At 40.7% G+C, this 24,626-nt stretch carries 18 protein-coding genes; 11 read left to right on the plus strand and 7 right to left on the minus strand.

Annotated features, from left to right (window positions below):
• Positions 1–72 precede the first annotated feature (72 nt).
• The 4 genes from E0Y80_RS17975 to E0Y80_RS17990 all read left to right on the plus strand — a co-directional run bounded on the left by E0Y80_RS17975 (position 73) and on the right by E0Y80_RS17990 (position 4,002).
• Positions 73–909 (plus strand): AraC family transcriptional regulator, encoded by an 837-nt coding sequence (locus tag E0Y80_RS17975; RefSeq protein ID WP_156309063.1) that lies wholly within the window; start codon positions 73–75, stop codon positions 907–909.
• 20 nt (positions 910–929) lie between these two features.
• Positions 930–1,562 (plus strand): peroxiredoxin-like family protein, encoded by a 633-nt coding sequence (locus tag E0Y80_RS17980; protein WP_156309064.1) that lies wholly within the window; start codon positions 930–932, stop codon positions 1,560–1,562.
• Between the two features lie 110 nt (positions 1,563–1,672).
• A complete protein-coding gene (locus E0Y80_RS17985; protein ID WP_156309065.1) occupies positions 1,673–2,116 on the plus strand; it encodes a DUF417 family protein in 444 nt (147 codons plus the stop codon).
• Between the two features lie 1,682 nt (positions 2,117–3,798).
• On the plus strand, positions 3,799–4,002 hold the full coding sequence (locus tag E0Y80_RS17990; protein WP_156309066.1) for a hypothetical protein: 204 nt from the start codon (positions 3,799–3,801) through the stop codon (positions 4,000–4,002).
• A gap of 1,097 nt (positions 4,003–5,099) precedes the next feature.
• Here the strand turns inward: E0Y80_RS17990 and E0Y80_RS17995 are convergent.
• From E0Y80_RS17995 to E0Y80_RS18025, 7 genes are all read right to left on the minus strand, one after another.
• Positions 5,100–6,311 carry an exo-beta-N-acetylmuramidase NamZ family protein gene (locus E0Y80_RS17995; protein WP_156309067.1) on the minus strand — a complete coding sequence of 404 codons (1,212 nt, stop codon included), beginning with the start codon at positions 6,309–6,311 and terminating at the stop codon, positions 5,100–5,102.
• A gap of 793 nt (positions 6,312–7,104) precedes the next feature.
• Entirely contained in the window at positions 7,105–8,628 is a 1,524-nt protein-coding gene (locus E0Y80_RS18000; protein ID WP_156309068.1) for a hypothetical protein, read from the minus strand.
• 943 nt (positions 8,629–9,571) lie between these two features.
• Positions 9,572–10,096, minus strand: a complete 525-nt coding sequence (locus tag E0Y80_RS18005) for a hypothetical protein (RefSeq protein WP_197091665.1) — start codon at positions 10,094–10,096, stop codon at positions 9,572–9,574.
• A complete protein-coding gene (locus E0Y80_RS18010) occupies positions 10,093–10,482 on the minus strand; it encodes a hypothetical protein (protein ID WP_197091666.1) in 390 nt (129 codons plus the stop codon). The genes E0Y80_RS18005 and E0Y80_RS18010 overlap by 4 nt, the downstream gene beginning before the upstream one ends.
• Before the next feature lie 140 nt (positions 10,483–10,622).
• A complete protein-coding gene (locus E0Y80_RS18015; protein ID WP_156309070.1) occupies positions 10,623–13,370 on the minus strand; it encodes a hypothetical protein in 2,748 nt (915 codons plus the stop codon).
• Position 13,371: 1 nt separating this feature from the next.
• Positions 13,372–14,163 (minus strand): WxL protein host-binding domain-containing protein, encoded by a 792-nt coding sequence (locus tag E0Y80_RS18020; RefSeq protein ID WP_156309071.1) that lies wholly within the window; start codon positions 14,161–14,163, stop codon positions 13,372–13,374.
• An 88-nt stretch (positions 14,164–14,251) separates the two neighbouring features.
• On the minus strand, positions 14,252–14,821 hold the full coding sequence (locus E0Y80_RS18025) for a hypothetical protein (RefSeq protein ID WP_156309072.1): 570 nt from the start codon (positions 14,819–14,821) through the stop codon (positions 14,252–14,254).
• Positions 14,822–14,992: 171 nt separating this feature from the next.
• Here E0Y80_RS18025 and E0Y80_RS18030 point away from each other — a divergent pair, with 171 nt between their 5' ends.
• From E0Y80_RS18030 to E0Y80_RS18060, 7 genes are all read left to right on the plus strand, one after another.
• Positions 14,993–15,400 (plus strand): helix-turn-helix domain-containing protein, encoded by a 408-nt coding sequence (locus E0Y80_RS18030; protein ID WP_231596095.1) that lies wholly within the window; start codon positions 14,993–14,995, stop codon positions 15,398–15,400.
• A 30-nt stretch (positions 15,401–15,430) separates the two neighbouring features.
• Positions 15,431–16,234, plus strand: coding sequence for an SDR family oxidoreductase (locus tag E0Y80_RS18035; RefSeq protein ID WP_231596096.1), 804 nt, complete (start codon positions 15,431–15,433; stop codon positions 16,232–16,234).
• Positions 16,235–16,788: 554 nt separating this feature from the next.
• Complete coding sequence (locus E0Y80_RS18040) at positions 16,789–16,947, plus strand: hypothetical protein (RefSeq protein WP_156309073.1); 159 nt, start codon at positions 16,789–16,791, stop codon at positions 16,945–16,947.
• A gap of 208 nt (positions 16,948–17,155) precedes the next feature.
• Positions 17,156–18,481, plus strand: a complete 1,326-nt coding sequence (locus tag E0Y80_RS18045) for an IPT/TIG domain-containing protein (protein ID WP_197091672.1) — start codon at positions 17,156–17,158, stop codon at positions 18,479–18,481.
• 18 nt (positions 18,482–18,499) lie between these two features.
• Positions 18,500–21,598, plus strand: a complete 3,099-nt coding sequence (locus E0Y80_RS18050; protein ID WP_156309074.1) for a SusC/RagA family TonB-linked outer membrane protein — start codon at positions 18,500–18,502, stop codon at positions 21,596–21,598.
• Between the two features lie 11 nt (positions 21,599–21,609).
• Positions 21,610–23,616 carry a RagB/SusD family nutrient uptake outer membrane protein gene (locus E0Y80_RS18055; RefSeq protein ID WP_156309075.1) on the plus strand — a complete coding sequence of 669 codons (2,007 nt, stop codon included), beginning with the start codon at positions 21,610–21,612 and terminating at the stop codon, positions 23,614–23,616.
• Between the two features lie 13 nt (positions 23,617–23,629).
• Positions 23,630–24,601: a BT_3044 domain-containing protein gene (locus E0Y80_RS18060; protein ID WP_156309076.1), complete on the plus strand. Its 972-nt coding sequence runs from the start codon at positions 23,630–23,632 to the stop codon at positions 24,599–24,601.
• Positions 24,602–24,626: the final 25 nt, after the last annotated feature.

The following is a 24,626-nucleotide window of genomic DNA, read 5'->3' on the forward strand; positions in this document are numbered from 1 at the left end:
CATTCTTAGTACTTACACCGGATAATTCTTTGCTATCTTTAGTGAGCAGTACATTTATAGGAAAAACGGAGGATGAAATTAGAATACTTGAATGAAAAGAGCAATGAAGCCTTCCTGGTCGGTAACGATCAGGGGATGCTTACAAACGCAGGGATTTTGCACGAGAGTACAATCAATTCCATTGTATTCAATTTTCAGGGTGACCAGGAGGCAATGATTGATGAAGTACGGTATACTTTTCCCAAGAATACGGTACTCCCGCTGATGGCCAACCAGAATTTCAGGTTCGAACGTCCGGATCGACTGATTGCCTGGCAGTTCAACCGTGAATTCTATTGTATCGTTGACCACGATGCAGAGGTCGGTTGCGTCGGTTTTCTCTTTTACGGGATCAACAATCCGATGTTTATCCGCCTTTCGCGTCAGGACATTGAAGAGATAAACCAGACTCAGCGATTCTGTGAGACGGATATGCAGGTCAGGGACCGGATGCAGAGCGAAATGCTTCGAACGCTCCTCAAGCGCGTTATTATCAGTGTTACCCGCCTGGCAAGAAAGCAGGCAACGGACAGCTATCTGCTCACCGATGAAAAGCTGGACCTGGTCAGAAAATTCAACCTGCTCCTGGAATGTAATTTTAGAGCAGAGCATGAGGTCCGTTTCTATGCTGGAGCGCTCAACAGGTCGCCCAAGACCCTCTCGAATGTCTTTGCATTACTTAAATTTCCTTCTCCCTCCAGCCTCATACAAAAGAGGATCATTCTGGAAGCCAAAAGGTACCTGAACTATACTGACAAATCGGCCAAAGAGATAGCCTATATTCTTGGGTTTATCAGTCCGGCGCATTTCAGCCGGTTTTTTAAGAAACATTCCGGAGAGAATATTTCTTCCTTTAGGAATCAGTTGTAACGATATTAAAACAATTAAAAATGAGAAAAATATTAATTATTGTCATTGGCTTATTCATCTTTATTTCCAATTCAGCGTATTCACAGCATAGTGAGGGAATGCAGGTTTATCCCGAAAGGGCAGAGGACATCAGCCCCTTGCTGATCGGCGAAAGGATACCTGCGATGATTTTGACTGATGCTGCTGGAAAATCGGTTCAAATGGAAAAACTCTTCTCTGAAAAACCTACCATATTGATTTTTTACAGAGGAGGCTGGTGTCCCTACTGCAATCAACAACTGTCCGGTCTGCAGGAAATCGAGAAGGAGATAATTGGATTGGGCTACCAGATTATTGCGGTAAGTACAGATAAGCCGGAGAACCTTAAGGCCAGTATCGAAAAGGGTAATTTGACGTATAGGTTACTCTCGGATGCCGACCTTGCGCTGTCTAAAGCCATGGGTATCGTATTTAAGGCACCGACCGTCTACCACAAACTCTTGCCTGAAACAACAGGTGGGAAAAATAGTGATATGCTGCTTCCCGTACCCTCGGTATTTATCCTGAACAAGAAGGGAGAGATTCGATTTGAATTTATTGAACCTGATTTTAAAGAACGAATGTCCTCTGAATTACTGATGGCTGTTGCCGGAGTGATCTTTATAACGTTATAATGAATTTAAGGCTTCATGTTTCAGGTGGAGCGGGAGAAAAATAGACAGTCCACCAAAACCATTCCCAATAAGGAATGGGGATAGAATTTTTATCAAAAAAAAACCAAATAATGAATTATCAATTAGAAAAAACAGGATATAAACTGAGTGTATTGGGATTAGCTGTTATACTACTTTGGATCGGGGCATTCAAATTCACCCCCACTGAGGCAAATGCAATTGAACCCTTGGTTCGTCATCATTTTATAATGGGCGTTTTATATGAAGTATTTTCTCTGCAAGCTGTTTCTAACCTGATAGGCGCAATAGAGATTATTACGGCACTGGGTTTGATTGCATCTTTTTGGAATCGTAAAATTGGTTTTTTAGCTGGAATGTTTACTGTGATCACTTTTATATTCACCTTGAGCTTTTTGTTTACAACCCCCGATATTTGGAGAATAAAGGATGGGGTCATAGTTACGGACTTTTTCATTTTAAAGGACCTTCCTGCATTGGGTATCGGAATTATGGTAATGGGAAAATGTAAGCGGAAGAGAGACGATGGAAAATGACCTCTATTTATCTGACCATTTTTATTATTGATGCAAATCATGATTCATATCGATGCCCGACAGGGGGGCGGGCAATAAATATTAAGGCCATTAAATACCTTAAAAATTGCACACGCATTTAATTATTCAGCGGAAGCAACTATAGGCGTTTTTCACTTATAATTAATAAAAACATGGAAACAAGGGATCTTCAATTAATATCGATGGACGAGTCCCCATCATTAAGCTTTGGTCTTACAATTAACACATAGTTTAACTCGATTTCGCATGCCAGTAAAGCCTGTTCAATGGGATTTGAGTCAGCCTATGCTCTTCTGCATTTATATATTTAATATTCTATTCTAAGTGTATAGATAAGGTATTTCCTTATACTAAAAAAATATACTGAATTAACCATTGTCAGGATTCGAGTGCTCTAAGAATTAGGGATATTGTGAGCTATGGGTATAAATCTGAATAATTAGTGCCCTTCTGAAAGAAATGATAACGGTGTATTGCATAAAGTTTTTCTCAAAGGGAACCTTAGACATTCCGGAGACGATTTAAAAGCGATTAATTAAAAAATGTCCAATGTGTTTTTACGTTCCTAAAACTTATCCTTTGCATATCTAAGCATTCACCATATTTTATTTCCAAATAAGCGATTCTCAATGGGCTCAGTCCTTCGCTTTAACCCTGGTTTTTGGAGGCTATTATTATTCACGGCGACTTTTTCGGAGCCCTCTTCATTCTGACCGGTGATTATCCACTAATATGTAAAAGAATTTGACTGAATTACTTTCAAATTTAAATAAAGGTACCTGACTCGGAGATTTTCCTGGACTGAACATGCATCTATTTTATTAATTATCACTAATTACGGCTATGCTAGTCAGAACTGGCTGTCCACCGGAACGATCAGGGGTCGATGGTTTTGAGGGGTTTACGGCAATGAAGTATTGTTGGCATTCTGAACCTAAATCGATTCCGTTCCACGATAACGTATACCTACCTTAACTTGGGCCGGAGCAACCTTTTTGGTAAAATTACAGAAGGTAATTGGCTGCCCGAGCAAGATCTACAGCTTAGCGGTGTACAGCAATGCTACAATGGACAGAGTTGGTGCGTTATTTACCCTTTACCTGAAAATAAAATCTTTCTATATAGGGTAATATTTGAGTAAGAACAAATGTTTCTTAATCCCATAAATTATGATCCATAGTAAGAAAGTGCCAAATACCAAAATCAAAAAACCCAACGGTGTCGATTCCGTTGGGTTAGCTTACATAACAAATTATACTATAGTGGTTGTAGAACTTAAATATAGTGAAAAATAAATAAAGCCCAATAGTTAGGGCTTCTATTCAGTCCGGTAAAAATAATATTGAGGTCCCTAGGAAATAAGGACAGGAAAATTCGAATATGAGAACATTCACTTTAAGGTAAGGAGTAAAAAATGAAAACTGCAGAAAAGAGTGTGCTGACAAAAATGGATAGAATTAAAGTTTTGTATCGATTTTTATGATTAGGGATAAGCTGAAAGTGGATATAACAAATTTGTTTCAATGCGTTTTATTTAGAATAGTTTTAAATAACTATATTTGATTCTCTTTATACTCATCATCAAACCCTAAGGACCATCTGATTTCGGGTGGTCTTTTTTAAGATAGTTTAAGAAAACGCGCATATAAATAATTAACCCTATGGAATATTTAAATTCATATCAAAAAGATGTATTAAGGATTTCTGCACAGGATGAACTCGAAAGGATAACAGCTGACTATTCCAATGACCTGATAGAATTTACATTGAAAGCGTTCGAAACCACATTCAATGTCACAGCAGTCAAAGGAGCTAACAACCATTGGAGCGTTGTTAGGATCTTAAGAGATAAACACACAAACTAATTATTTTTAAAGACTATCCCTAAAAAGATGGTCTTTTTTAATCTTAATCATTTAATTAAATCACCTTAAAAGATAGTTCACACCGTACATGTACATTTGTAAAGAATAATTGGTTCATTCTCCTTTCAAACAGAAAAGTTTAGGTTATGACATTCGACAGCCAAACCCCAAGGTGGTCTTGTTTATTATTGATTCCTTTAACTTCTTTACCGGTGCATTCCTTATCCCATTCCTTAATAATTATCAATTTGGATTAATTTAAATTGCCAATCGGTAAAGAAGCCGATTCATAAAATCCATTGGTAGTTCTTTGTAGCATTTCCGGACTAAACATTTTTTTTGGGACAGCACCAACATTATAGGAAGTATTATAGAATAGGGGAGGCGATTGCCAGCCTTTTTCCTGGTTATTCGATTACTGTCAAGCATTGTGAATTCAATAATCTATGTTTGTTTTACAGTCATTTGTTGGATCAAATAATTTATATTATATTAATTGGACACCGAACTATAATTAAAATGATTTTAAAAATTATCGATAAACCTTTGTCCCTATTATTGTTGATTGGCCTTATTATAATTTCAGATGTTTATAAGGCTGCAATTTTAGAATAGTTTTCCAAATTTTTGCCCCTGATTTATACTGTCACTATTTAAAAATGCTTCCCCTTGACATTCTGACCAAGCCATCACATCATTATGGGATATGCTGATACCAATGAATTTCTTTTGATAAGATGAATAATGAGTTCATAATCTAATCCATTGGCTAACCTAAGGATCCTACCCAGAATTAAAAATTTTCGAAGCTTTTCAATAGCCACCGGCCTGGTGGATTAATACAAATAGTAATTTGATGAAGATTCTCACCGCAATCAAGCAAATGATTGCATAGAGCGAGCTTGAAGTGATAGAGCGTTTGCCCTTTACCTCGGATGCTGACTGCTTTTTATAGGAAAAATTTCTATTTAAAAATAACTTATGTATAGGGTACCCGGAATCTGGGTATTGCATATTCGGATTACATGGTAAAGGAATATCATTTCCTAATTCTCTTGATCTATTTTACAGCTTGAACGTCAGGTATTTGGTCGTATTTACCGATCCTTATAGATTAGGTATTTCTCGCGCATCCTTTTATATTTCTCAAGGCCAGGCTTCCATGATTCCCGAATTTCTTCCTCCGTCCACCCCTCTTGAATTTGATTCTTAAATTCTGGAGTACCTGCAAGAAAATCTATATTGCCAATTTGCTCATGTAGGCTTCTGTCAAAGAATTTCTTTTTGTCGGGATGGGCAGCATAAAGTTCTTTCATCCATGATAGGTTGATTTGTCTGGATTGGACTAACTTTTCCAAATCGTAATTTATCAAATCGATTCCAAAACAAACTTCACCCTTATACAAAGGATTTTCACTCATGCCCTTAATAGATATAGGGGTAAAAGAGAACCTATATCTTCCTTTCAACATTGGACCTCCAATTCTTTTAAATGGAAATTCGGTGCCTCTGCCATGGTTTAGGGATACCCCTTCAAATAGGCATGTAGAAGGATACAACAAAATACTTTCTGGTGTATTCAAATTGGGGGACGGATTTACAGGCAATTTGTACATTAGGTCATGCGTGTAGTTGGCATTTTTAACTATTGAAATTTTACATTTCAAATTATCTTCCATCCAGCCCTCGCCATTGACCATCTGAGCAAATTCAGCAACCGTTAATCCATGCACAGCAGGTATCGGAAACTGACCGATTCCAGATCTATAGTTCATATCTAGGATAGGGCCGTCAATAAAATATGCATTTGGATTAGGCCGGTCCAAAATCAATAGTTCCTTCCCATATCTTGCACAAGACTCCATGACGTCTCTAAGTGAATTAATATTGGTATAAAATCGACACCCTACATCTTGGATATCAAAGATGATAATGTCAATGTCTTTTAGATCTTCCTGAGTAGGGCTCTTTTTTTTGCCATACAACGATACTATTTCAATGCCGGTCTTAGAGTCTCTTTCATCGGTCACTTCTGTACCGTTACTTGCATTTCCCCGAAATCCATGCTCTGGGCCAAATACCTTGGTCACTTTAATTCCTCTATTGAGTAAACTGTCCAACAAATGTGTTTCCCCGATGATACTTGTTTGATTTGCCACCAAAGCCACTTTCTTCCCCTCCAATCTATGGATATACTTCTCAGTTTGCTCTGCTCCGGTCTTAATGATATCGTTGGAATATTTCAACTGTGCGTAGCTGCCGCTGATGATGAAAAGATACAGGATATGAAACAGAAAAAATGTCCTCATATTACAGTTTTATTAATTCTATTAAATTTAATATTTATACCCGTTATTTTATTATAAATATACTTTATTAAAAATAATCCCAAGAGTTTAAATCCATTAATCTATCTGAAAGTCATTTCTTCATAAGGGGGGCACATTCAATTTGGTTATTCCGGGAAATATCAGAAGTTTTCCAAAGAGGAGCAAGTGCTAAGGTTCTGAGAAAATACGAAATCAGGACTACTACTTATCTGAAAAAACCAAGGTCCGTATGACAGCAGGGGTAAATCCCTATTTTTAAAATGGAAAGCAAATACTTTCTGCGCTCCAAGTTTATGGCTGCAATCCGGGGGATCCGCTCTGGGTGAAATCATGGAACCTTGTGGTGGGGGGGCGATGTGACCGAGATCGGATTTCCGAATTCGGGAAAAGGCTTGTTCGTGCTGCCGAGTGGTGAGGCTAAGACGAACCCTCATCTAAGGATAAGCTGTTCTATTGCCTTTCGATCATCAAGCATACATTAACTTAAATTGATGTTCTTACAATTGCCCTAAAGCATAGAATTTTATTGATGTTAATCTGGAATTTTTTATATCTCAAGAAAATCCGTTGTATGAGTGTTTTTTTAGGTAAAAAGATGGGAAGTTTAAAAGCGAAAACTGCACTGAAACAAGTTTCAGTGCAGTTTTTGTTCTTCATTGTTTTTCTTTCTTCTAACTTGCCAGATATAGTTCCATAATTGTGAATATTACAGAAGAATCCATGAAATTGATACGGTGATCATATCCTTAAGAATAGAATTAACCAAATTTCTTTATTTTGGATAATTGAATTCCACAATTGCAGGTTTCTCAGCCGTTCCCCAATGATCATTTAAGGTTGTGGTCACTCGCATCTCATTCACCCTGTTGTTACCGTCGAACTTATAGGAAAAATCGATGGAGGTATCATCTTCTGAGTCATAGATCTGTTTAAGTAGGTTCTTACTGGTTTTTCCCATATGGACATAATATATGCCATTCCTTGCGTCCGTTCCCAATGCGACCAAGCCCTGAGCCCATCCATCATTTGATTCCCTGTCCGTAAAATATGAATAGATTGAGGTGCCCGATTTGACCAAATTACCATTTTTATACTCATATTTAACATCAAAAGGAACACCCGTAAGATCCTCAAACACACTGCCCGCATCAAACATTGATCCCTTTCCTTCTTGCCGGATTAGGTTGCCAGCGGAATTGTAATGGAAATTCGAATAAAACGTATTGCCCTCAGTAGAGGATAGATATCGAAGATTCTTTGGATATCCGTTGGTTCCCAATTCGGAGGTCAGGTTGCCATAATCCTGAAAGTCATAGAATATGGATAGTTTTTTAATATCTACGGAAGAGGTTTTGTAGGTGTAGATGTCTGCCCCCACATAGGAATAATAATTTTTACCGTCCTTATCCAAATATAGGTAGTATCTTATCTTCTTAATTCTTCCCTGTGCATCATATTGGAAGGTAATATAGATAGGAGAGGTAAAGTAGGCTATTTCTGCCTCCATTCCGGTTTTGAAGAATATCGAAGAGAGCTTTGTTGGACCAGAATGTTCAAAGGTATCGGTAGGTTTCCCTTTCTCGGTGTTCACGATTACTTGGTATTCCTGAAAGGACTTATCCTGAGCCTCAATCTTGATCTTGGACCTAACCTCATTTCCGTCTGCCTGATAAACGCTTGAAAAAGGATAGGGGATGCTGCTTTCCACGGCCTTGTTTTCACCGTCGAAGATCTTGGCGTCTTGGGAAATCTTTATTTCAGCCTTTAAGCTTGACTCAGTTCCGGATGGTACCGTCAACCTGATGGTATTGCCGCTTATGGTACCGACAAGATCCTTTCCGATAGAATGGTTCTCTTGAGATCGAACGACAAAGCTGAGAATTGATTTTTCTGAAGAAAAGGGTTCAGATACTGAGGTAAGGCTATATTTTGCCTGTGTTCCGTCCTCAGCAACCACTGAAAACTCAACCTTGGCAGTAAAATCACCATGGACCGTAACCTCACCGTCCTGGGTATCGTACTCTGTTTGCTTATATATCAACTTGGCACCCTTAGAGATATTCAGTACAGCCGAGAGGTTCCTTAGGATTTTTCCCTGGGAAAAATTGGCCTTGAAGGTGGATCCAGACTTTGAAGCCATGATATCTTCTTCCAGGATTGAATTGTTGATCTTAAAGAAGGTGATGCTTAGCAGTTCCTTCGCTCCTGATTTGGGAGGTTCCTTCTCAGCAGATTTTTCGCACGAGGCCGTCATGCAGATAAAGAGGATCAAAAATACGAGGTACAGATTCTTCATTGTTGAGATGGTTTGATGGGTTCAAAATTAACGCATGTCAAAAAAAAGAAAAATACCTATATTGAGGTATTTTCATACGGGAGGTTACAGTGAAAATTCTGGTTCATCTCCCACTGATGTACATGGCTCGAAACGGTGGGGCTGACCATATTGAACTTCCAAAATCGGTCATTCGATTTTTCCTGGACTAATGCCCCTTCCAAAGAGTACAAGTTTGCTAAGTTACTTAGTAGCAGGAGGAAAAGGTATTAGAGCTTAATGCGCATTATTGACTTATTCGGACATCTATATCTGGTGCGCAGCATTCTTTCGTGGAAAAAGGTAAAGTAGTTCTTGAACGCTCAATCTGTCTAGCGGAATGAAATATTTATATAAAATCACCCAATGTATGTTTTGGTAGAAACCCGAAAAGATAAGAATGTATTGCAACCTAGAGTAGATATAGGTTTATCTGTTTTTTAGCGCCGGTCAATCAAAATTGAGTCAGTAAAGATTGATCGTTTACTTAATATAGGTAGTTGTCTGGAATCAAAAGTATCTTAGTGTACAGCTGGAATTCTAGTAATAGTAGAAGACCCTCTTATCACAATGGCAAAGTAGATAAACTGTCAGATCCCGAGATCATTGCCTATACCTCGAGTGTCGAATACGTCAATATTCGGGACCCTTAAAATCCAGGGATATCTTATCACAGCAAAAAATTAACCTCTGAGAAGCTCTTAGGTTGCTTTTCAAAATTAAACGCACAAAACAGGAACTACCATTTCCTAAATGCGTTAGTTTTATCGAACCGGTTAATTTAGAATCCTGATTCCTGAAATACTCGACCAGGGAATGAGAAAATGCCAAAGTAAATATCCTGATGAAGGTTTTAGAAAGGACTGTATGCCCAGACCTAGTTTTTTTTAATGGTTTCATTTTTTAAATCATTGCAATCCGCATCCTAATTTGGCCCAATTGTGAAAATGACCCTCGACTGATAATTTCCTGTTGGGAGTGTAACGGATACCCCATTTAACCTTAATTGAATCGGAATATTGTTGAAAGCTGCCAGCGCCAGGACCGCCTGTATGTTAAACAGTTCGGTATCGGTGGTGGTAATCGGTTGATAGGCTGTGCCTCCGTTAATGGTGCACAATAGGCAGGTCGTTGTACCGTTTCCAGTCCTCCTTACCGAAAGGTTCAGGGCATTGTTCCAAGTGGGAAATGGCTCATACCTTACCGATACCCTTCCGCTTGTCAATAATAGGGGTACCCGGGCTGTCAAAAGTAGCTGGTCCGATGCGCTTTCATAGGTGCCGATATAATTTAAGCCTGCCTCCGTAATCGGTTCAGGGTTCACATTCCAGCTGGAACCGACAACGGTTATTGTCCTCTGACCATTTGCCCGCGTTCCAAGTAAGAGTAGAACAAGCAACAGTAGGGGTTTTAAATAAGAACTTATTCCGATAGCGCTGTAATTCATCATTCAATTATTGTGAAGCTAATTATTATGTTCGTGTTAGAAATATTTCCCAGATCCGAATAATTGTTGGTCGAAAGGTTAAATCGGAGCCGATGCCCATTGTTCTTCCCGTTCCCTGTGTATGCTCCACGAATTCCGCTCACTATTACCACAGGGGTCGTTCCCAGTAGAACCTGGCCCACAGGTACCCCAAGGTTGCCTCCACCGGAAGTTGCCGTTTCAGTAAGAATCATTAAGTCTACTCCCGGAACCGCTTGGTTTATCGAAGCGGAGATACTTCTGCTGTTACCTCCTGATGCCACGGCCGAAGTATAGTTCAGCCATTTGGACATATCTGCCTGAGGGGGTGAGATCGGATTGCCCGCATCGGTAGGGGGCAGAAAGCTCATGGTGATATTTCCCTTTGGCTCTACGTCAATCAAAGCAATTGAAGGTAGAGTAATCGTCGTATTTGAGGCTCCCGATGTCTGACATCTTGCAGCTATTGGTATGCACAGGGTCCAAACGATCAAAATTGCCCTTGTATAACTCATTTTACCTCCCCCTTATAACTGATTTTTATGGTTTGCTTTTGCTGATGGATCTCAAATTGCCTCTTTGAGACAATTATCCCAAGTTCTTTCTCCTCACCCGGTTTGAGTTCCATCTCAAAGATATCCTTCGCCAACTGATATTGCTTTTCGAGATTTCCCAGGTAGACCCTGAGCGTCCATTTTCCAGGTCTCAGATAGGTAAAGTCGAATTCCGAACCTATATCGCATTTTTTCCTGTAAATCTGAGAACCGTTGGTGATTTCGATTATCAGACTATTTTTTTGAGGTTTCTTTCCGACTATCGGGCCTTCAGTGCTGTCCTTTTCTTCCCTTTGTTGGGTGAGGCTGACCTTTCCGGTAATTCGGGAGGCTTTGGTTATCCCAAAATTGAAGGAATTTCCTCCATCCTTTTCTATCTTCAGCTGAATCGGGATAGGGACGTCCGTAATATCCTCCAAGGACATCGCTGACCTGTCGACCTCCAGCATGTAGTCTCCAGGAGGGATATTCTTGAACGTGTAATTGCCAAATTCGTCGGTCAAAGAGACGTTGCTGCCAAGCTTCAACCTGATGCCCTGTGTACTTTCTACCCCTAGGTTCCGGACATTTCCGCTGAGGCTGCTGTAAGAGGCAACCTTACGAACGGGGAGCCCCAACTGCATCGTATAGCGCAATGATAGAATAAAGTCTCTCTGCCCCAAACTGCCGCGCTGCAATAAGTATCTTCCCGACAGCTGAAATGAATGGACAGAGCTTACCTTTTGTCTAAAGCTAAGTTCAAATTGATTCCTATCCCTATAATATTCTTCCGGCATAAAGTTGTTCTGAAAAAATGCACTCAGTGAACTTTTGGGCGAAAGCCGACTAATGATCCTTCCTCCGTAAAAGAATTGTCCCTGGTCCATCTCCTGATATCTCGAGGTTTTGGCAAAGCTTCCGAACATGCTGAACAGCGTATTGAACCTGTCGATGCTGAAGTTTGCCGTATAGTAGTTCGATCTACCGGAAAAACCTGCGATAAGGTTGTTGGTGTTTCCAAGCTGAGCCTCCAGGTCGACCTGGAGGTCTGCGATCTTTTGATTTAGGGAAATTCTAAAGAATATCTCCTCATAATTGAACTGTTGGGGAGTGAAGCGGTCCAAATATCGCTGATATCCATTGAAAATCAAAATGTTACCCGTGGGGTGATAGCGATAGTTCAGCCCATATTGCATGCTGTTCCTATAGGGCGCAGCGAAGAGGAGCGTATCGCGTTGAAAGTTCCTTGCATCCCGATTAATATTCCCCAGCAATTCCAACCTTTTTAGAAAAGCGTAACGAAAATTTCCGTTGACCATTGTCGTATTTGTAAAGTATCCTGCAAATCGGGGACTGGAATGCATGAAGGCAAAATTAGCATGGAAATTTGAAAAGTCTCCCTTAGCCTCTATCCTGTACCCCCTCCCAATTTCGTTACCGCTCTTGCTGAGTGAGAATTCACCATGGACGTCAAGAAGCCCGAACATCCTGGTCTGGCCGATTAAATAAGGCAGATGTGAAGAATATGGAAATGGATAGTAGGGGGATCCTTGGCGATCAGATCCATTCAGGGGCTGCTTATACAGGTATCCTGCGGTGAATTTTGTGTTGGAATCCACTTTTAATGTAGTTAGTAGATTTAACTCGCTATCTATTTCCCTAAAGAATCTTGGCCTATTGTAGAAACCTCCGATAGACAGCTTTCCCATATCAACCCTGATTTCCGCGCCTCGTCCGTATCTGGCGAATTCCGTCAGAAAGGAGGAAGAGAATACCTTGTCCCCCAAATGCACGTAAAGGTTCTTTCGGCTGTAGTTCATAAAGTATTCTTCATACTGAGAGAAAGAACTGAATTGGATAGGGTTCTTGGTAATGGCACGGAACTCAAGTTCATCCTTTCCCATCTTACCCAAGGTTCCCCTGCCATAGATCTCTCCTTGAAAGCCGTTCTCCATCTTGCCTTGATTTTTCATCCCGAGAAACGAGATGGATGCTGTTATCGGAAACCGTAGGTAGATATCCTCCTGTTTTGCCTTGACCGGGATAACCGTCACCATTTCGCTAAATATATAGGGATGGGCATCAGGATCTGCAGTCCTCACGGAGAGATCAAGGTTGTAGGAAAGGATCCTTCCTTCTCCCGGATCCGTTTGATGGGAAATGACAACTGTCATTTCTTCACCCGCATTGAGTAGTAAACCGGTCTCTGGTGGCTGAATTTTACTTCGGCTGGATAAGAAGAGCTGCTCTTGGGAATTGCCTACGTTTTTGATCAGGACGGTAGTGCTGACGGTTTCGCCTGCCTTTGCGAATACTTTGCAATTCAATGCGGTCATAGTGATCCCGCTCACTCTGGAGACCCGGATCTTTGAAGTATAGGTCAAGGAACGTCCAACCTGGGGGTCCAATGTTGAAATGGATACAGTCTTCTCACCGGGAGATGCTTTGGGGTGAATGAGAAGGGGTATTATCAGCATGACACTGTCGTTTGGTGGTAAAGTTATCCTTTCTTCCTTGAGCAGGGAGACGATTAGGCTATCGGAAGTCTGGACCGAAGTTAAGAAGGTTCTGATTTGATCGGTCGGATTGTGAACCATGAAAGAAACGGACCTTGCATCTCCGGGAGAGTGGGCACTAATGTTTTCGTCCAGACTCCTGTTCTGTGCTAGGACAGGCACAGTAAGAGAATAGATTGCAAGAAGAAATAGTGCCCAGGTCACTTTCATCCTAAATTTCTAGTTCAGCTTGGACCGAAAAAACGTTATGATCCTGGTCAGCTGCATACAGTACAGCCCTGTATCTGCCTGGAGGCGCTCCTTCTACCAGGATCGGATAGGTCTTCGAAGTGTTGGGAAGTAGGCCCATTGCCTGACTGGAAATGTGAGCGATCTTCTTCCCGCTTTTGGTATCATAAAGTTCGATCGAGACCGTGGGTCTACAATAAATGGGACCCTCATTGGCCAAAGCGACCATAAGACGGGGGTAAGCCCCTGAACCATCCAGGTCGATCTTCTCGAAAACCAACTTTGGCTTTAGGCCGTCGGCAGAATAATTGGTTATGAGCTGTACGGCATACCTGACAATGGAGGAGATCTGAAGTCCCGAAGTATTTTTATTGGGTATTATCTCATCGACAGGTTCTACAATAATAGTGCTCCAGTAGCTGCCTTCGGTATTGATACTGTCGGGCACGGTGATTTCATAGTGAATTTCAGCCTTTTCCCGGTCCTTTAGGTTTAGGAGATTGCTGTTGATCTTGATCCATCCTGCATTTGACTTTGGGTTTGTTGAAGGTGGTGAGTAGTATATATTGCCGTCATGCTTATATGATAGGTCCTGAAGGTATATTTTGACGGTCTGTGGTCCCGTACTGGTATTCTGTACCTCGATCATTCCTCTATATACATTTCCCTTTTCGGTTCTGTAAATGTGTGTTAGGCCATTGAGAATGACAATGCCCGCATGGAGTTGGGTCGCAAATAAAGAAACCAGCATTAAGAGAAGAACGTTTCTTTTCATTATTTGTTAAGTTCGATGGTATGCCAAAAGGGGCAATCTTTCCCAAATGGGAAGTTGCCCTATTGTTAATTTTAAAGGGGGTTCAGTACTAGTTGTCCGAGATCGTATAGGTTACGGTAGTGACCGTGGATGCAGTGGCCTCTAGGTCCGCATACCCACCAGTGGTGGACGTAGGTGCAAGGACATAGGTCAGGTTATGGCCGTTATTTGCCCCATCCCCAGTATACGCGCTGCCAATTCCCGAAATTACAGTCTGATCAGCTGAACTGAGGGTCAGCTGTGCTGATGGGATCCCCAGAGTTCCGCCACCGAGACCCGAAGCCTCAGCTGCTGTGAGTTGGATGTCGATTCCCGGAATGGCCGCTGAAAGTCTTACCGAGACGTTTCTGGTGGCATCTGTCGCCGATTTTATCGACGAATAGTTCAGCCAGAGTGAGTTGTTGGCTGCGTCGGCAACTATCGGAAGTCCTGCTTCGGTAGGGGCGGTAAAACCCAGAGTGATATTCTTACTTGCCAGTGGTTCGATATCGACGATTGCTACCTCGGGAACACCTATTGTGATGGTATGGATGTCCGTATTTGTGTCCTGTGAATGTGCGTTTAAGGAGACTGTCAATGCAATAGAAGTCATCGACAGGATGGAGAGGATTTTTTTCATGGTTCACTTGGTTTAATGAATGTTATCGAATTTAAGAAAAATTTTAATAAAATTAAAATCCCAAAATTTCCAGTTCGCTTGGAAGGAAACGCTTCCAGCACATAGATTATTTTGGCTAGGGTCAATCGGTAAAGTTCACCATTTTTTTACATATAGTTTTTCGATCTTTATATGCCAACAAACTGGATATCTGAAATGGGGACTAAAGAGAATATAAAAGTAAAGCGCAGCATAGAAATAACCAATCAATATTTCGACTTTTTAGAACAGCACATTGACGATGTCGTCACTGGCCGAGTGCCTGATTTCCTCAAGCTGAATGAAATCGCTCGGGAGCTGGCCGTATCCCACAATCATCTTACCGACACAATCCAAAAACAGGAAGGCAACCATCCCTGTCATTTTTACGATGCTAAAATAATCGACAAAGCAAAAGAACTGTTGATTACAACCGATTCATCAATCGCAATGATTTCGATTAAGCTCACTTATGATCCTTCAAATTTTTCCAAGTTTTTTAAAAAATGGACTGGGGAAACACCGGGTAGCTTCAGAAAACGAATGACTAAAAATAAATGATAAATTAAAATTTCCGTAAAGCTCACCATAATGGAACTGTTTGTTTTACAGAACTTTGTTGAAACAAAAAAAATAATTATGGCACGCAACGATGTAAACGGAAAAGTAGTATTAATCGCTGGCGGCGGTAAAAATTTAGGCGGCTTGTTGAGCCGTGATTTTGCTGCCAAAGGCGCCAGACTGGTTATTCATTATAATAGCGATAGTACAAAAGCTGAAGCTGAGAAAACTTTGGCAGATGTGCAAGCTGCAGGCGCAGAAGCTATTTTGGTACAGGGAGATCTTACTAATGTAGCTAACTTAACCAGACTGTTTGATGAAGCTGTTGCAAAATTTGGAGGCATTGATATTGCTATCAATACCGTTGGCAAAGTTTTGAAGAAGCCCTTTGTGGATACCACAGAAGGTGAATACGACAGCATGAGCAAGGTCAATTCGAAAGTGGCTTACTTTTTTATTCAGGAAGCGGGAAAAAAACTCCGTGATAACGGAAAGATCTGCACAATAGTGACTTCATTATTGGCAGCATACACCGGTTTCTATTCTACTTACGAAGGCATGAAGGCTCCTGTGGAACATTTTACGAGGGCAGCTTCTAAAGAATTTGGTGATCGCGGAATTTCTGTGACGGCGGTTGCTCCAGGGCCAATGGATACCCCCTTTTTCTACGGACAGGAGAGTGAAGAAGCGGTTGCTTATCACAGATCGGCTTCAGCTCTGGGCGGTTTAACCGACATTCGAGACATAGCGCCATTAGTTGAGTTTTTGGTAACTGATGGATGGTGGATAACGGGTCAGACCATTTTTGCAAATGGTGGCTACACAACAAGATAGCATGCCTAAATACAATGACAAAGGCAAATGGTTTGTACCGTTTGCTTTTGTCTTTAAAAGATGCCAAAAGATTTCGAAAATTCGCCTATTCACAACTCCGCGATGAGAAACCACATGGGGTAAAGTCGATTTACCCAAAAACATGCGGTGCAGCGACCCCTTACCTAAGAAATGGATTGATGATATGTTCAAAGACGGGCATAATAGGGAAATATGTGGCGAGAACGAAAATTCAAACCTCTTTAAATCATCTGACTTTGAGATGATCATCAATCAGACCTGTACTTTTCGTTGGCTTTTAATTCTAAGGGTTTTAGATCAAATTGCCTTTTTTACCTCAGTATAGATTCATCGGGACCGGGGTGCAGAGGCAGAGACTATTGGAAGGCAGATTCAGGCGGATCTATTGCCGTTTGATTCTTGGGGGAGATTCTTTTTGGATCACTAGACCGACAAAATCCAGTTGTTCAGCCTCTTTTATCTAAAGGGCTAGACCAGGCTTTCCATATCGGAAGAAATAACAGTGACCGTAGCAAGAAAAAGGCTATTTATATGTGTCAAGAATAATCCGTGATCTTCCAAGACCACCAGAATCTAGATTATCAGGACCTTTTGCTGACGGTAACGGTCCAAAAGAACTTTTCCCGTTTGAGGAAAGGAGGTTATGGAAGAAATTTGTCATGGAGTTCCATACTGCATACCGTCTAGAATAAAAATTTATTTAACTTATGTGAATGATGGTCCTTTATGCAGGATAGTGCAGGATGCCAATCTATAACTATCTAATTATATTGTCATAACAATCTCAATTGAAAATTATTAATCAACGAATACCAATTATTAAACCTTTAAAACTAAAAAGAATAAATAGCTTACGCTAATTTATAGAATAAAAACTAACCATTTACTTAAACGAAAATTATGTTCAGTATCAATCTCTCGATGATGCGTATTGGCCATTTTTTAGGTGCTTTTGCTTTCGCATTATTGATTCTTTCAAGCTCTTGTAAAGATGAAAAAGCCGAAGATGGCATCAATGTCCCATACGATGCATCAAAACCAATCAAAGTTGATCTCGTTTACCCCGATTCAGGAAAATACCTGGAAAAAGTAATGATTACCGGTGATAATTTTGGAACAGACCCCTCGCAAATTCGGGTTTGGTTCAACGGTAAAAAAGCTGCAGTAGTCGGATCAACCGGCAGTAGGATGTATGTCTTGGCTCCCCGACTTCCTGGTGATACCTGTAAGATCTCTGTTGCCATCGGCGATGACTCCATCGCCTATAATAAAGATTTCTTTTACAAAACTTCAGTAACGGTAACAACCCTAGCGGGTAATGGAAGTCGCGATACTTATCGCGATGGCGACCTCACCCAGTCCATCGTTGCACCAAGGTATTTATGTGTTGATAAAGATGATAATATCTTTATCATTAATCGGGTGGCGGACCAATATCATGTAGCCAGAATTGATGAGGAGAAAAATGAATTGATTACGGTGGCCAGAAATGTAATTGCCAACGTACCGGCAGCAGATCCACTTACCGGGATCATCAGTTTCCCAACGGAGACCACGGTGGGTTCTTATTATTCATTAGACCCAAAAGAATTCTGGGGACCAAGGATTAGAGAAATGAAATGGCCGGCCTCCGGTGACCGACCCGATAATGGATGGAAGCATTCCATGGTTGTAAATCCGTCCGACGGATTTATCTACACACGCTATTATTATGGCCATATCGTAAAGATCAATCCTCGAACTTATGAGGTCGAAACCATCTTTAAAACCGAACAAGGAGATAGCTACGGCCTAACCTTTAGTCCTAATAACCCGAATATTCTTTATATTTCTTTTTTTGGGAACTCTGGGGTCAATGCCAATAGTATTTGCAGCATCGACGTGACCAAACCTTCGACAACATTTAAAAAATTGTCCGGATCCACTGCAGGTGGACATCGGGACGGAAAGCTGGAAGTCGCCCAATTTAGAAACCCCGAGCAGATTTTCACCGATGCCGACGGGAATATGTATATCGCTGATAGCGGAAACCATTGTATCCGTAGAATTAATTCAGAAGGATTGGTTGAAACTGTTCTTGGAATGCCCGGAACTGCTGGCTGGAGAGACGGAGGTAAAGAAGATGCCCTGTTCAATAACCCTACTGGAATAGGAATTAGTTCCGATGGGTCAGTTTATGTAGCTGATTTTAATAATAATCGTGTTAGAAAACTATCCATTAATTAAAAGCCTAAATTCTTCATTATGAAAATTAAAATCCTTTCTCTGTGGATGGTAATTCTATCATTCTCAGTTTTGTCGGCATATAGCCAAGAAAGTTATAATATAAGTGGGACGGTATTGGATAATTTAGGTAATCCGATTCCGGCCGTTACGATTTATCTGCGCGATAAAATCAGTATTGGTACCTCATCCCTGGAAGATGGTAAATTCACCATAAAAGCCTCCCGTGGTGATATGTTAGTGTTTAAACATGTCGGTTTCAAAGATATTGAGTACCTGGTGACTGAAGCAAAATCAGATTTAACCATACAATTCAACGAAAAGGCCGAAGAGATAGACGAAGTTGTTGTTGTGGGATTGGGTCAGCAACGGAAAATTTCCAATGTCGCTGCCGTTACGAGTGTGGATGTGAAGTCCCTGCAAACACCAGTGGTTTCTATTGCCAATCTTTTGGGCGGAAGGGCTGCCGGAGTGATCTCCTTGCAGGGCAGTGGTGAACCCGGAAAAAATATTTCAGAATTCTGGGTAAGAGGGATTGGAACTTTTGGTGCCAATTCGAGTGCCCTGGTTTTGATTGACGGATTGGAAGGGAATATTAATTCCATCGACCCGGCAGATATTGAAAGCTTTTCCATCCTGAAGGATGCCTCTGCAACCGCAGTATATGGGGTGAGAGGAGCAAATGGGGTGGTTTTGATTACGACCAAAAGGGGGCAGGCAGGGAAATTGAGCATTACCGGAAGGGTAAATGCTTCGGCAAACTTCTTGCCTCGTTTACCGGATTATTTAAGAGCTTATGATTATGCAAGGTTGGCAAATGAGGCCCGTGAAGTCAGAGGTGAAACACCTATTTATTCAGGAGTGGAACTTGATATCATAAAAGATGGCTTGGATAGAGATATGTATCCAGATGTTAGTTGGCAAGATCAGGTCCTTCGGAATAATGCCTACAGAAATAGTTTTTATGCTAGTGCACGTGGTGGTGCGCAAGTAGCTCGTTATTTCTTGAGTTTAGGGATGAGCGATGAAACGGCTGCCTACAAATTTGATGATTCCAGTGTTTATGCTTCAAATGCAGGTTATAAAACCTATAACTATAGAACCAATATTGATCTTGAACTTTCTCCAACTTCGACCTTATACTTTGGTACCGATGGATTTCTTTCTTCGCGAAACTCACCTGGTGTAGCTTCTACAGATTATATCTGGTATGCTCAATCCAACTTGAATCCCTTGTTAATTCCTTTGGTTTATTCGGATGGAAAGTTGCCGGCCACATCCACGACTGGATCCCTGCGTTCTCCATTGGTGATGATCAACCATATGGGAAGAAAATCTGACCAAGAATTTCGTGGCAAATTTACATTAGCATTGGACCAAAAGTTGGATTTTCTGCTACCAGGCCTGAAAATTAGAGGCCAAGGAGCTTATGATATCGTGAGTTGGTTCAATGAGTCTAGATTGATTTCTCCAGCATTATTCCAAGCAGTAGGCAGAGATCAGCAAGGGGAATTGATTACCATCGAAAGATCGCCTGCACAAGCGATTTCCTATACAAAAGCAACCAACCAATTCCGTAAATATCATTTTGAAAGTACCTTGAATTATGAACGGAAAATTAATGATGATCACCGGACATCCGCCCTTGTCTATTATTATTTGAGTGATCAAAAAGAGGCAAACAAAGGAATAAACAACCTAAGTGCAATTCCAATTCGCTATCAAGGGGTTTCCAGTAGGGTTACCTATGGCTATCGGGATACCTATATGGTGGATTTTAACTTTGGTTATACGGGTTCTGAAAATTTTCAGCCAGGAAAGCAATATGGATTTTTCCCTTCTGTTGCCGCTGGATGGGTGCCCTCAAATTATAAATTCGTTAAAGATCACCTTCCTTGGATTAGCTTCCTGAAATTTAGAGGATCTTTTGGAACAGTTGGTAATGATCGTATTACCAATGACCGCCGTTTTCCATATTTAACCATGGTAAATAGCTATATAGCTAGCCCTTGGGGATCTTCCGCATTATTGGATGCCGTAAATGAATCGGTTATCGGAGCGGATAATTTGCAATGGGAAAAAGCTGAAAAAGCCAATATTGGTATGGAATTGAATTTATTTAACGATAAGCTAAGCTTTATTGTCGATGTATTCAATGACCAAAGAAATGGCATATTTATGCAAAGAGTTCAGGTTCCTGATTACGCGGGTCTGACGACCATGCCTTATGGGAACGTAGGTCGAATGAAGAGTATTGGTGCTGATGGCAGTGGTTCCTATAAATATACCATTAATGATGATATGAGCTTTACCATTCGAGGTAACTTTACCTATTCCAAAAATAATGTCCAGAACTGGGAAGAAGCAAATCCTAAATATCCTTATCAGGAAGTGTCAGGCTATCCGTACGGTTCAATTAGAGGATATCAATCCTTGGGACTATTTAAAGATTGGGATGACGTCAATAATTCGCCTGCCCAATTTGGAAAAGTACAACCAGGGGATATCAAATACAGGGATGTCAACGGTGATGGGGTAATCAATTCTGATGATCAGGTTCCATTGACGCATAGCACCTTTCCCTTGTTAATGTATGGATTCGGTGGGGAGTTCAATTATAAAAAGTTTACCCTTGGTGTATTATTTAAGGGTACTGGCCAAACGGATTTCTTCTATTCTGGAAATGGAATAGGAACCGGTTATGTTCCTTTCTTCAACGGTGTTAACGGAAATGTGCTGAATCTAGCAAGTGATCCTGCCAACAGATGGATCCCCATGGAGTATGCACTGGTAAATGGTATCGATCCATCCCTGGCTGAAAATCCTAATGCCCGTTATCCAAGATTGACCTATGGAAATAACACAAATAATTCACAGCTGTCAGATTTCTGGAGAGGAGATGCGCGATATCTAAGGCTGCAAGAGGTTAACTTAAATTATAATTTACGAGCGCCTTTCTTGCAACGCATAAAAATCGCTTCTGTTGACTTTCAAGTCGTAGCCAATAATTTAGTTATTTGGGATAAAGTCAAAATTTTTGATCCGGAACTTGCTTATAGAAATGGGGAGGTGTATCCGATTCCAACGTCCTTTATCTTTCAAATGTATCTAAACCTTTAATTTGTGAAACCATGAATACTTTCTTTAAACATATAAAATCATTTACGGTAGTCCTGATTTTGATAGTCGTTTCTACATCCTCATGTAAGAAGTTTCTAAGTGTGGATGATTATTTCAGTGATGAGCTGAAACTCGATACGGTTTTTTCGCAAGCAAGATACGTGGAAGCCTACCTTTGGGGAACAGCGAACCTTTTTCCTGACGAAGGAAGGTTACAAAACAACTCTCATACTCCGGGGCCATTTGCAACTGACGAAGGTTTTACTTCCTTCTTAACCTCAAGTGGTTATAGTGGAATGCGATTTGTATTGGGCGAGATTACGGCCACTAGCTTATACTCTCTGAATCAATGGGGCAATTATTATAAAATCATACGTAAATGTAATACCATTTTCAACCGAATTGACGAGGCTAAGGACCTAAAGACTGAAAACCGTTTTAAGATCTTGGGATATGCAAGATTTATCCGTGCTTATGCTTATTACAATATCTTAATTGATTTTGGTCCACCAATACTATTGGGTGACGAAATCATTGAATCGAATGCCCAGCTTTCAAACTATGATCGTCCGCGTGCTACCTACGATGAGGCAGTAGAATATATCTGTAATGAATTGGAGGAAGCTGCAAAGTTTCTACCTAATTCAGTTCCTTTGGTTGAGTTTGGATTGCCTACTAAATCAGCAGCTTATGGTCTGGTTGCGAGGGTAAGGTTAATCCATGCAAGTCCATTGTTCAATGGCGGTGAAAGTGCAAGGGCCTATTTCGGTACTTGGAAAAGATCGACAGATAAGGTGAACTATGTTTCCCAGATCTATGATGAAAAACGCTGGGCTTTGGCTGCTGCGGCTGCCAAGCGTATAATTGATCTGGGCGAAAGCGGTATGTTCAGGTTGCATGTGGTTCCTGCAGATTCAGAAACTCCGGAATTGCCAGAAGGCGTGACTTCGGATCCGAACTACTATCAGCAATGGCCAAATGGAGCTGCAGGAATTGATCATTATCGTTCCTATTCTGAGATGTTCAACGGTGAATCTGTCGTTCCAGTGAATGCTGAGTATGTATGGGCCCGTAGAAGTGGAGCCTTGGTTGACGAAACCAGAATGTCCTTCCCACAAAAATTGGATGGATGGAATGGTACCTCAGTCACTCAAAAAGTCATTGATGCTTATTCCATGGTCGATGGTCGGGAGATCTCTAACTCGAGCAGCAATTATCCATATACCGAATCGGGCTTTACCAATACGACCAAAGTATTCTCAGGCTATCGCTTGAATGCCAATGTGAGCAATATGTATAATAATCGAGAACCTAGATTCTATGCAAGTGTTGGTTTTTCTGGAAGTTATTGGACCATGTCCTCCTCAACTTCTTCAGGCTATTACAACCAAACCATTGAATATTATTTTGATTCACCGAATGGTAAAGGTTCTGTTAGTAGTCCGGTGGACTTTCCAATTACAGGTTATGTTCTGAAAAAATTCATCCATCCAACGGATGCATGGGGTGGAACCAATGCGCGTAGGATGGATAAGGCATTTCCAATTATTCGCTATGCTGAAATATTACTTTCCTATGCAGAAGCATTGAACAATATCAATGGTTCGCATACGGTCGAGCTGGATGGAAAGCAATATAACATCAGCCGTGATCCGGAAGCGATTAGAAAAGCTTTCAACCCGGTTCGTTATCGTGCTGGAATACCGGGTATTCTTGGAACTGAAGGTAAAGCGGCGATCCAAAGGTTGATTGAGAAGGAAAGAATGGTTGAATTTTTATTTGAAAATAGAAGATATTATGATGTACGAAGATGGGGAATCATGGAGCAGGTTGAATCTCTGCCAATCCGCGGAATGAATATCGAAGGGTCTCGTGATGTTTTCTTCAACCGGGTGATTCCTAATACCTCGAGAATTGGAGCTAGGATCGTGAATAAAAGGTTAGCTTTTGTTCCGCTTCCATTGAATGAAGTTCGATTGCTACCTTCTTTGGATCAAAATCCAGGTTGGGAAAACTAAAAACCATTGAATTATGAAAAGAAAAAACATCAAAGAATATAAATACAATACCGGGTTTTGGAAAACGGTATTGTTTGGGAGCCTAGTCTTGTCCATAGTTCAATCATGTAACGATGATGAAGTCTATGAAAAAGAACAATATAAAAATGTATTTGCTTTGATAAGTGAATCTGATAATGTTTCTCGAAAGTTTCATAAGCTAGGTGAAGAGTCTTTAGGTTATATAGCAGCATCCTTGGGTGGAACTGAACCTATTGAAAAAAATATTGAAATCAGTCTGGTTGAGGATAAAACCTTGATCGATCAGTTCAATTTGGTGAATTTCGATACCGATGTTTCCAAATATGTACGACCGCTTCCGGCTGATAAGTACGATATTGCCAGTTTAAAGTTTAGTATTCCTTCTGGCGAGATTTCTGGAAGATTACTAATCAAAATCAGACCTGACGGATTATCGCCGGATTCATCTTATTTTATTCCTCTCCGTGTACAATCTTTTTCTGCCTATGAAGCAAATCCGAAAAAGAGCTATATCCTGTATAGCGTCCGTACGAAGAATTACTATGCTCAATCAGACGGGACAAGCATTTATAATATGCGTGGGAAATATAGAGAGCAAGGTTCAGCCTCGGAATTAGAAATGCCAGGAAATAAGGTCATGCATCCCATTACTAAAAATTCTGTACGGGTGATGGCTGGTAATGAAGCCTTTGAATCCAATTCCAATGTAATCAATCAAGGTGCAATTCTAATTGAAGTAGGTTCTGACAACAAACTCAGCATCAAGCCTTATAAGAACATCCTAGTCACTCAAGTGGACGGCGATCTTGATTTTCCGAATATCTTCAAAATTGAAGATGATGGTTTTAAAACGTACAAGACTTTCTTGCTGCGGTATAACTATGTCTCAGGAAACACGGTCGTTGAAATGAAAGAAGAGTTAAGGCTTGAATTTAAGGAAGAAGATGAAATTGAAAATAAATAATACTTCCAGTTATTATGGACTTAAA

Origin of the sequence: Sphingobacterium endophyticum (genome assembly GCF_009733535.1) — a bacterium.
GTDB classification, from domain to species: domain Bacteria; phylum Bacteroidota; class Bacteroidia; order Sphingobacteriales; family Sphingobacteriaceae; genus Sphingobacterium; species Sphingobacterium endophyticum.

Bases quoted from the DNA above. Each gene is read 5' to 3' on its own strand.
- E0Y80_RS17975 (WP_156309063.1), top strand. From the start codon at position 73: ATGAAATTAGAATACTTGAATGAAAAGAGCAATGAAGCCTTCCTGGTC.
- E0Y80_RS17980 (WP_156309064.1), top strand. From the start codon at position 930: ATGAGAAAAATATTAATTATTGTCATTGGCTTATTCATCTTTATTTCC.
- E0Y80_RS17985 (WP_156309065.1), top strand. From the start codon at position 1,673: ATGAATTATCAATTAGAAAAAACAGGATATAAACTGAGTGTATTGGGA.
- E0Y80_RS17990 (WP_156309066.1), top strand. From the start codon at position 3,799: ATGGAATATTTAAATTCATATCAAAAAGATGTATTAAGGATTTCTGCA.
- E0Y80_RS17995 (WP_156309067.1), bottom strand. From the start codon at position 6,311: ATGAGGACATTTTTTCTGTTTCATATCCTGTATCTTTTCATCATCAGC.
- E0Y80_RS18000 (WP_156309068.1), bottom strand. From the start codon at position 8,628: ATGAAGAATCTGTACCTCGTATTTTTGATCCTCTTTATCTGCATGACG.
- E0Y80_RS18005 (WP_197091665.1), bottom strand. From the start codon at position 10,096: ATGATGAATTACAGCGCTATCGGAATAAGTTCTTATTTAAAACCCCTA.
- E0Y80_RS18010 (WP_197091666.1), bottom strand. From the start codon at position 10,482: ATGAGCTTTCTGCCCCCTACCGATGCGGGCAATCCGATCTCACCCCCT.
- E0Y80_RS18015 (WP_156309070.1), bottom strand. From the start codon at position 13,370: ATGAAAGTGACCTGGGCACTATTTCTTCTTGCAATCTATTCTCTTACT.
- E0Y80_RS18020 (WP_156309071.1), bottom strand. From the start codon at position 14,163: ATGAAAAGAAACGTTCTTCTCTTAATGCTGGTTTCTTTATTTGCGACC.
- E0Y80_RS18025 (WP_156309072.1), bottom strand. From the start codon at position 14,821: ATGAAAAAAATCCTCTCCATCCTGTCGATGACTTCTATTGCATTGACA.
- E0Y80_RS18030 (WP_231596095.1), top strand. From the start codon at position 14,993: ATGCCAACAAACTGGATATCTGAAATGGGGACTAAAGAGAATATAAAA.
- E0Y80_RS18035 (WP_231596096.1), top strand. From the start codon at position 15,431: ATGGAACTGTTTGTTTTACAGAACTTTGTTGAAACAAAAAAAATAATT.
- E0Y80_RS18045 (WP_197091672.1), top strand. From the start codon at position 17,156: ATGTTCAGTATCAATCTCTCGATGATGCGTATTGGCCATTTTTTAGGT.
- E0Y80_RS18050 (WP_156309074.1), top strand. From the start codon at position 18,500: ATGAAAATTAAAATCCTTTCTCTGTGGATGGTAATTCTATCATTCTCA.
- E0Y80_RS18055 (WP_156309075.1), top strand. From the start codon at position 21,610: ATGAATACTTTCTTTAAACATATAAAATCATTTACGGTAGTCCTGATT.
- E0Y80_RS18060 (WP_156309076.1), top strand. From the start codon at position 23,630: ATGAAAAGAAAAAACATCAAAGAATATAAATACAATACCGGGTTTTGG.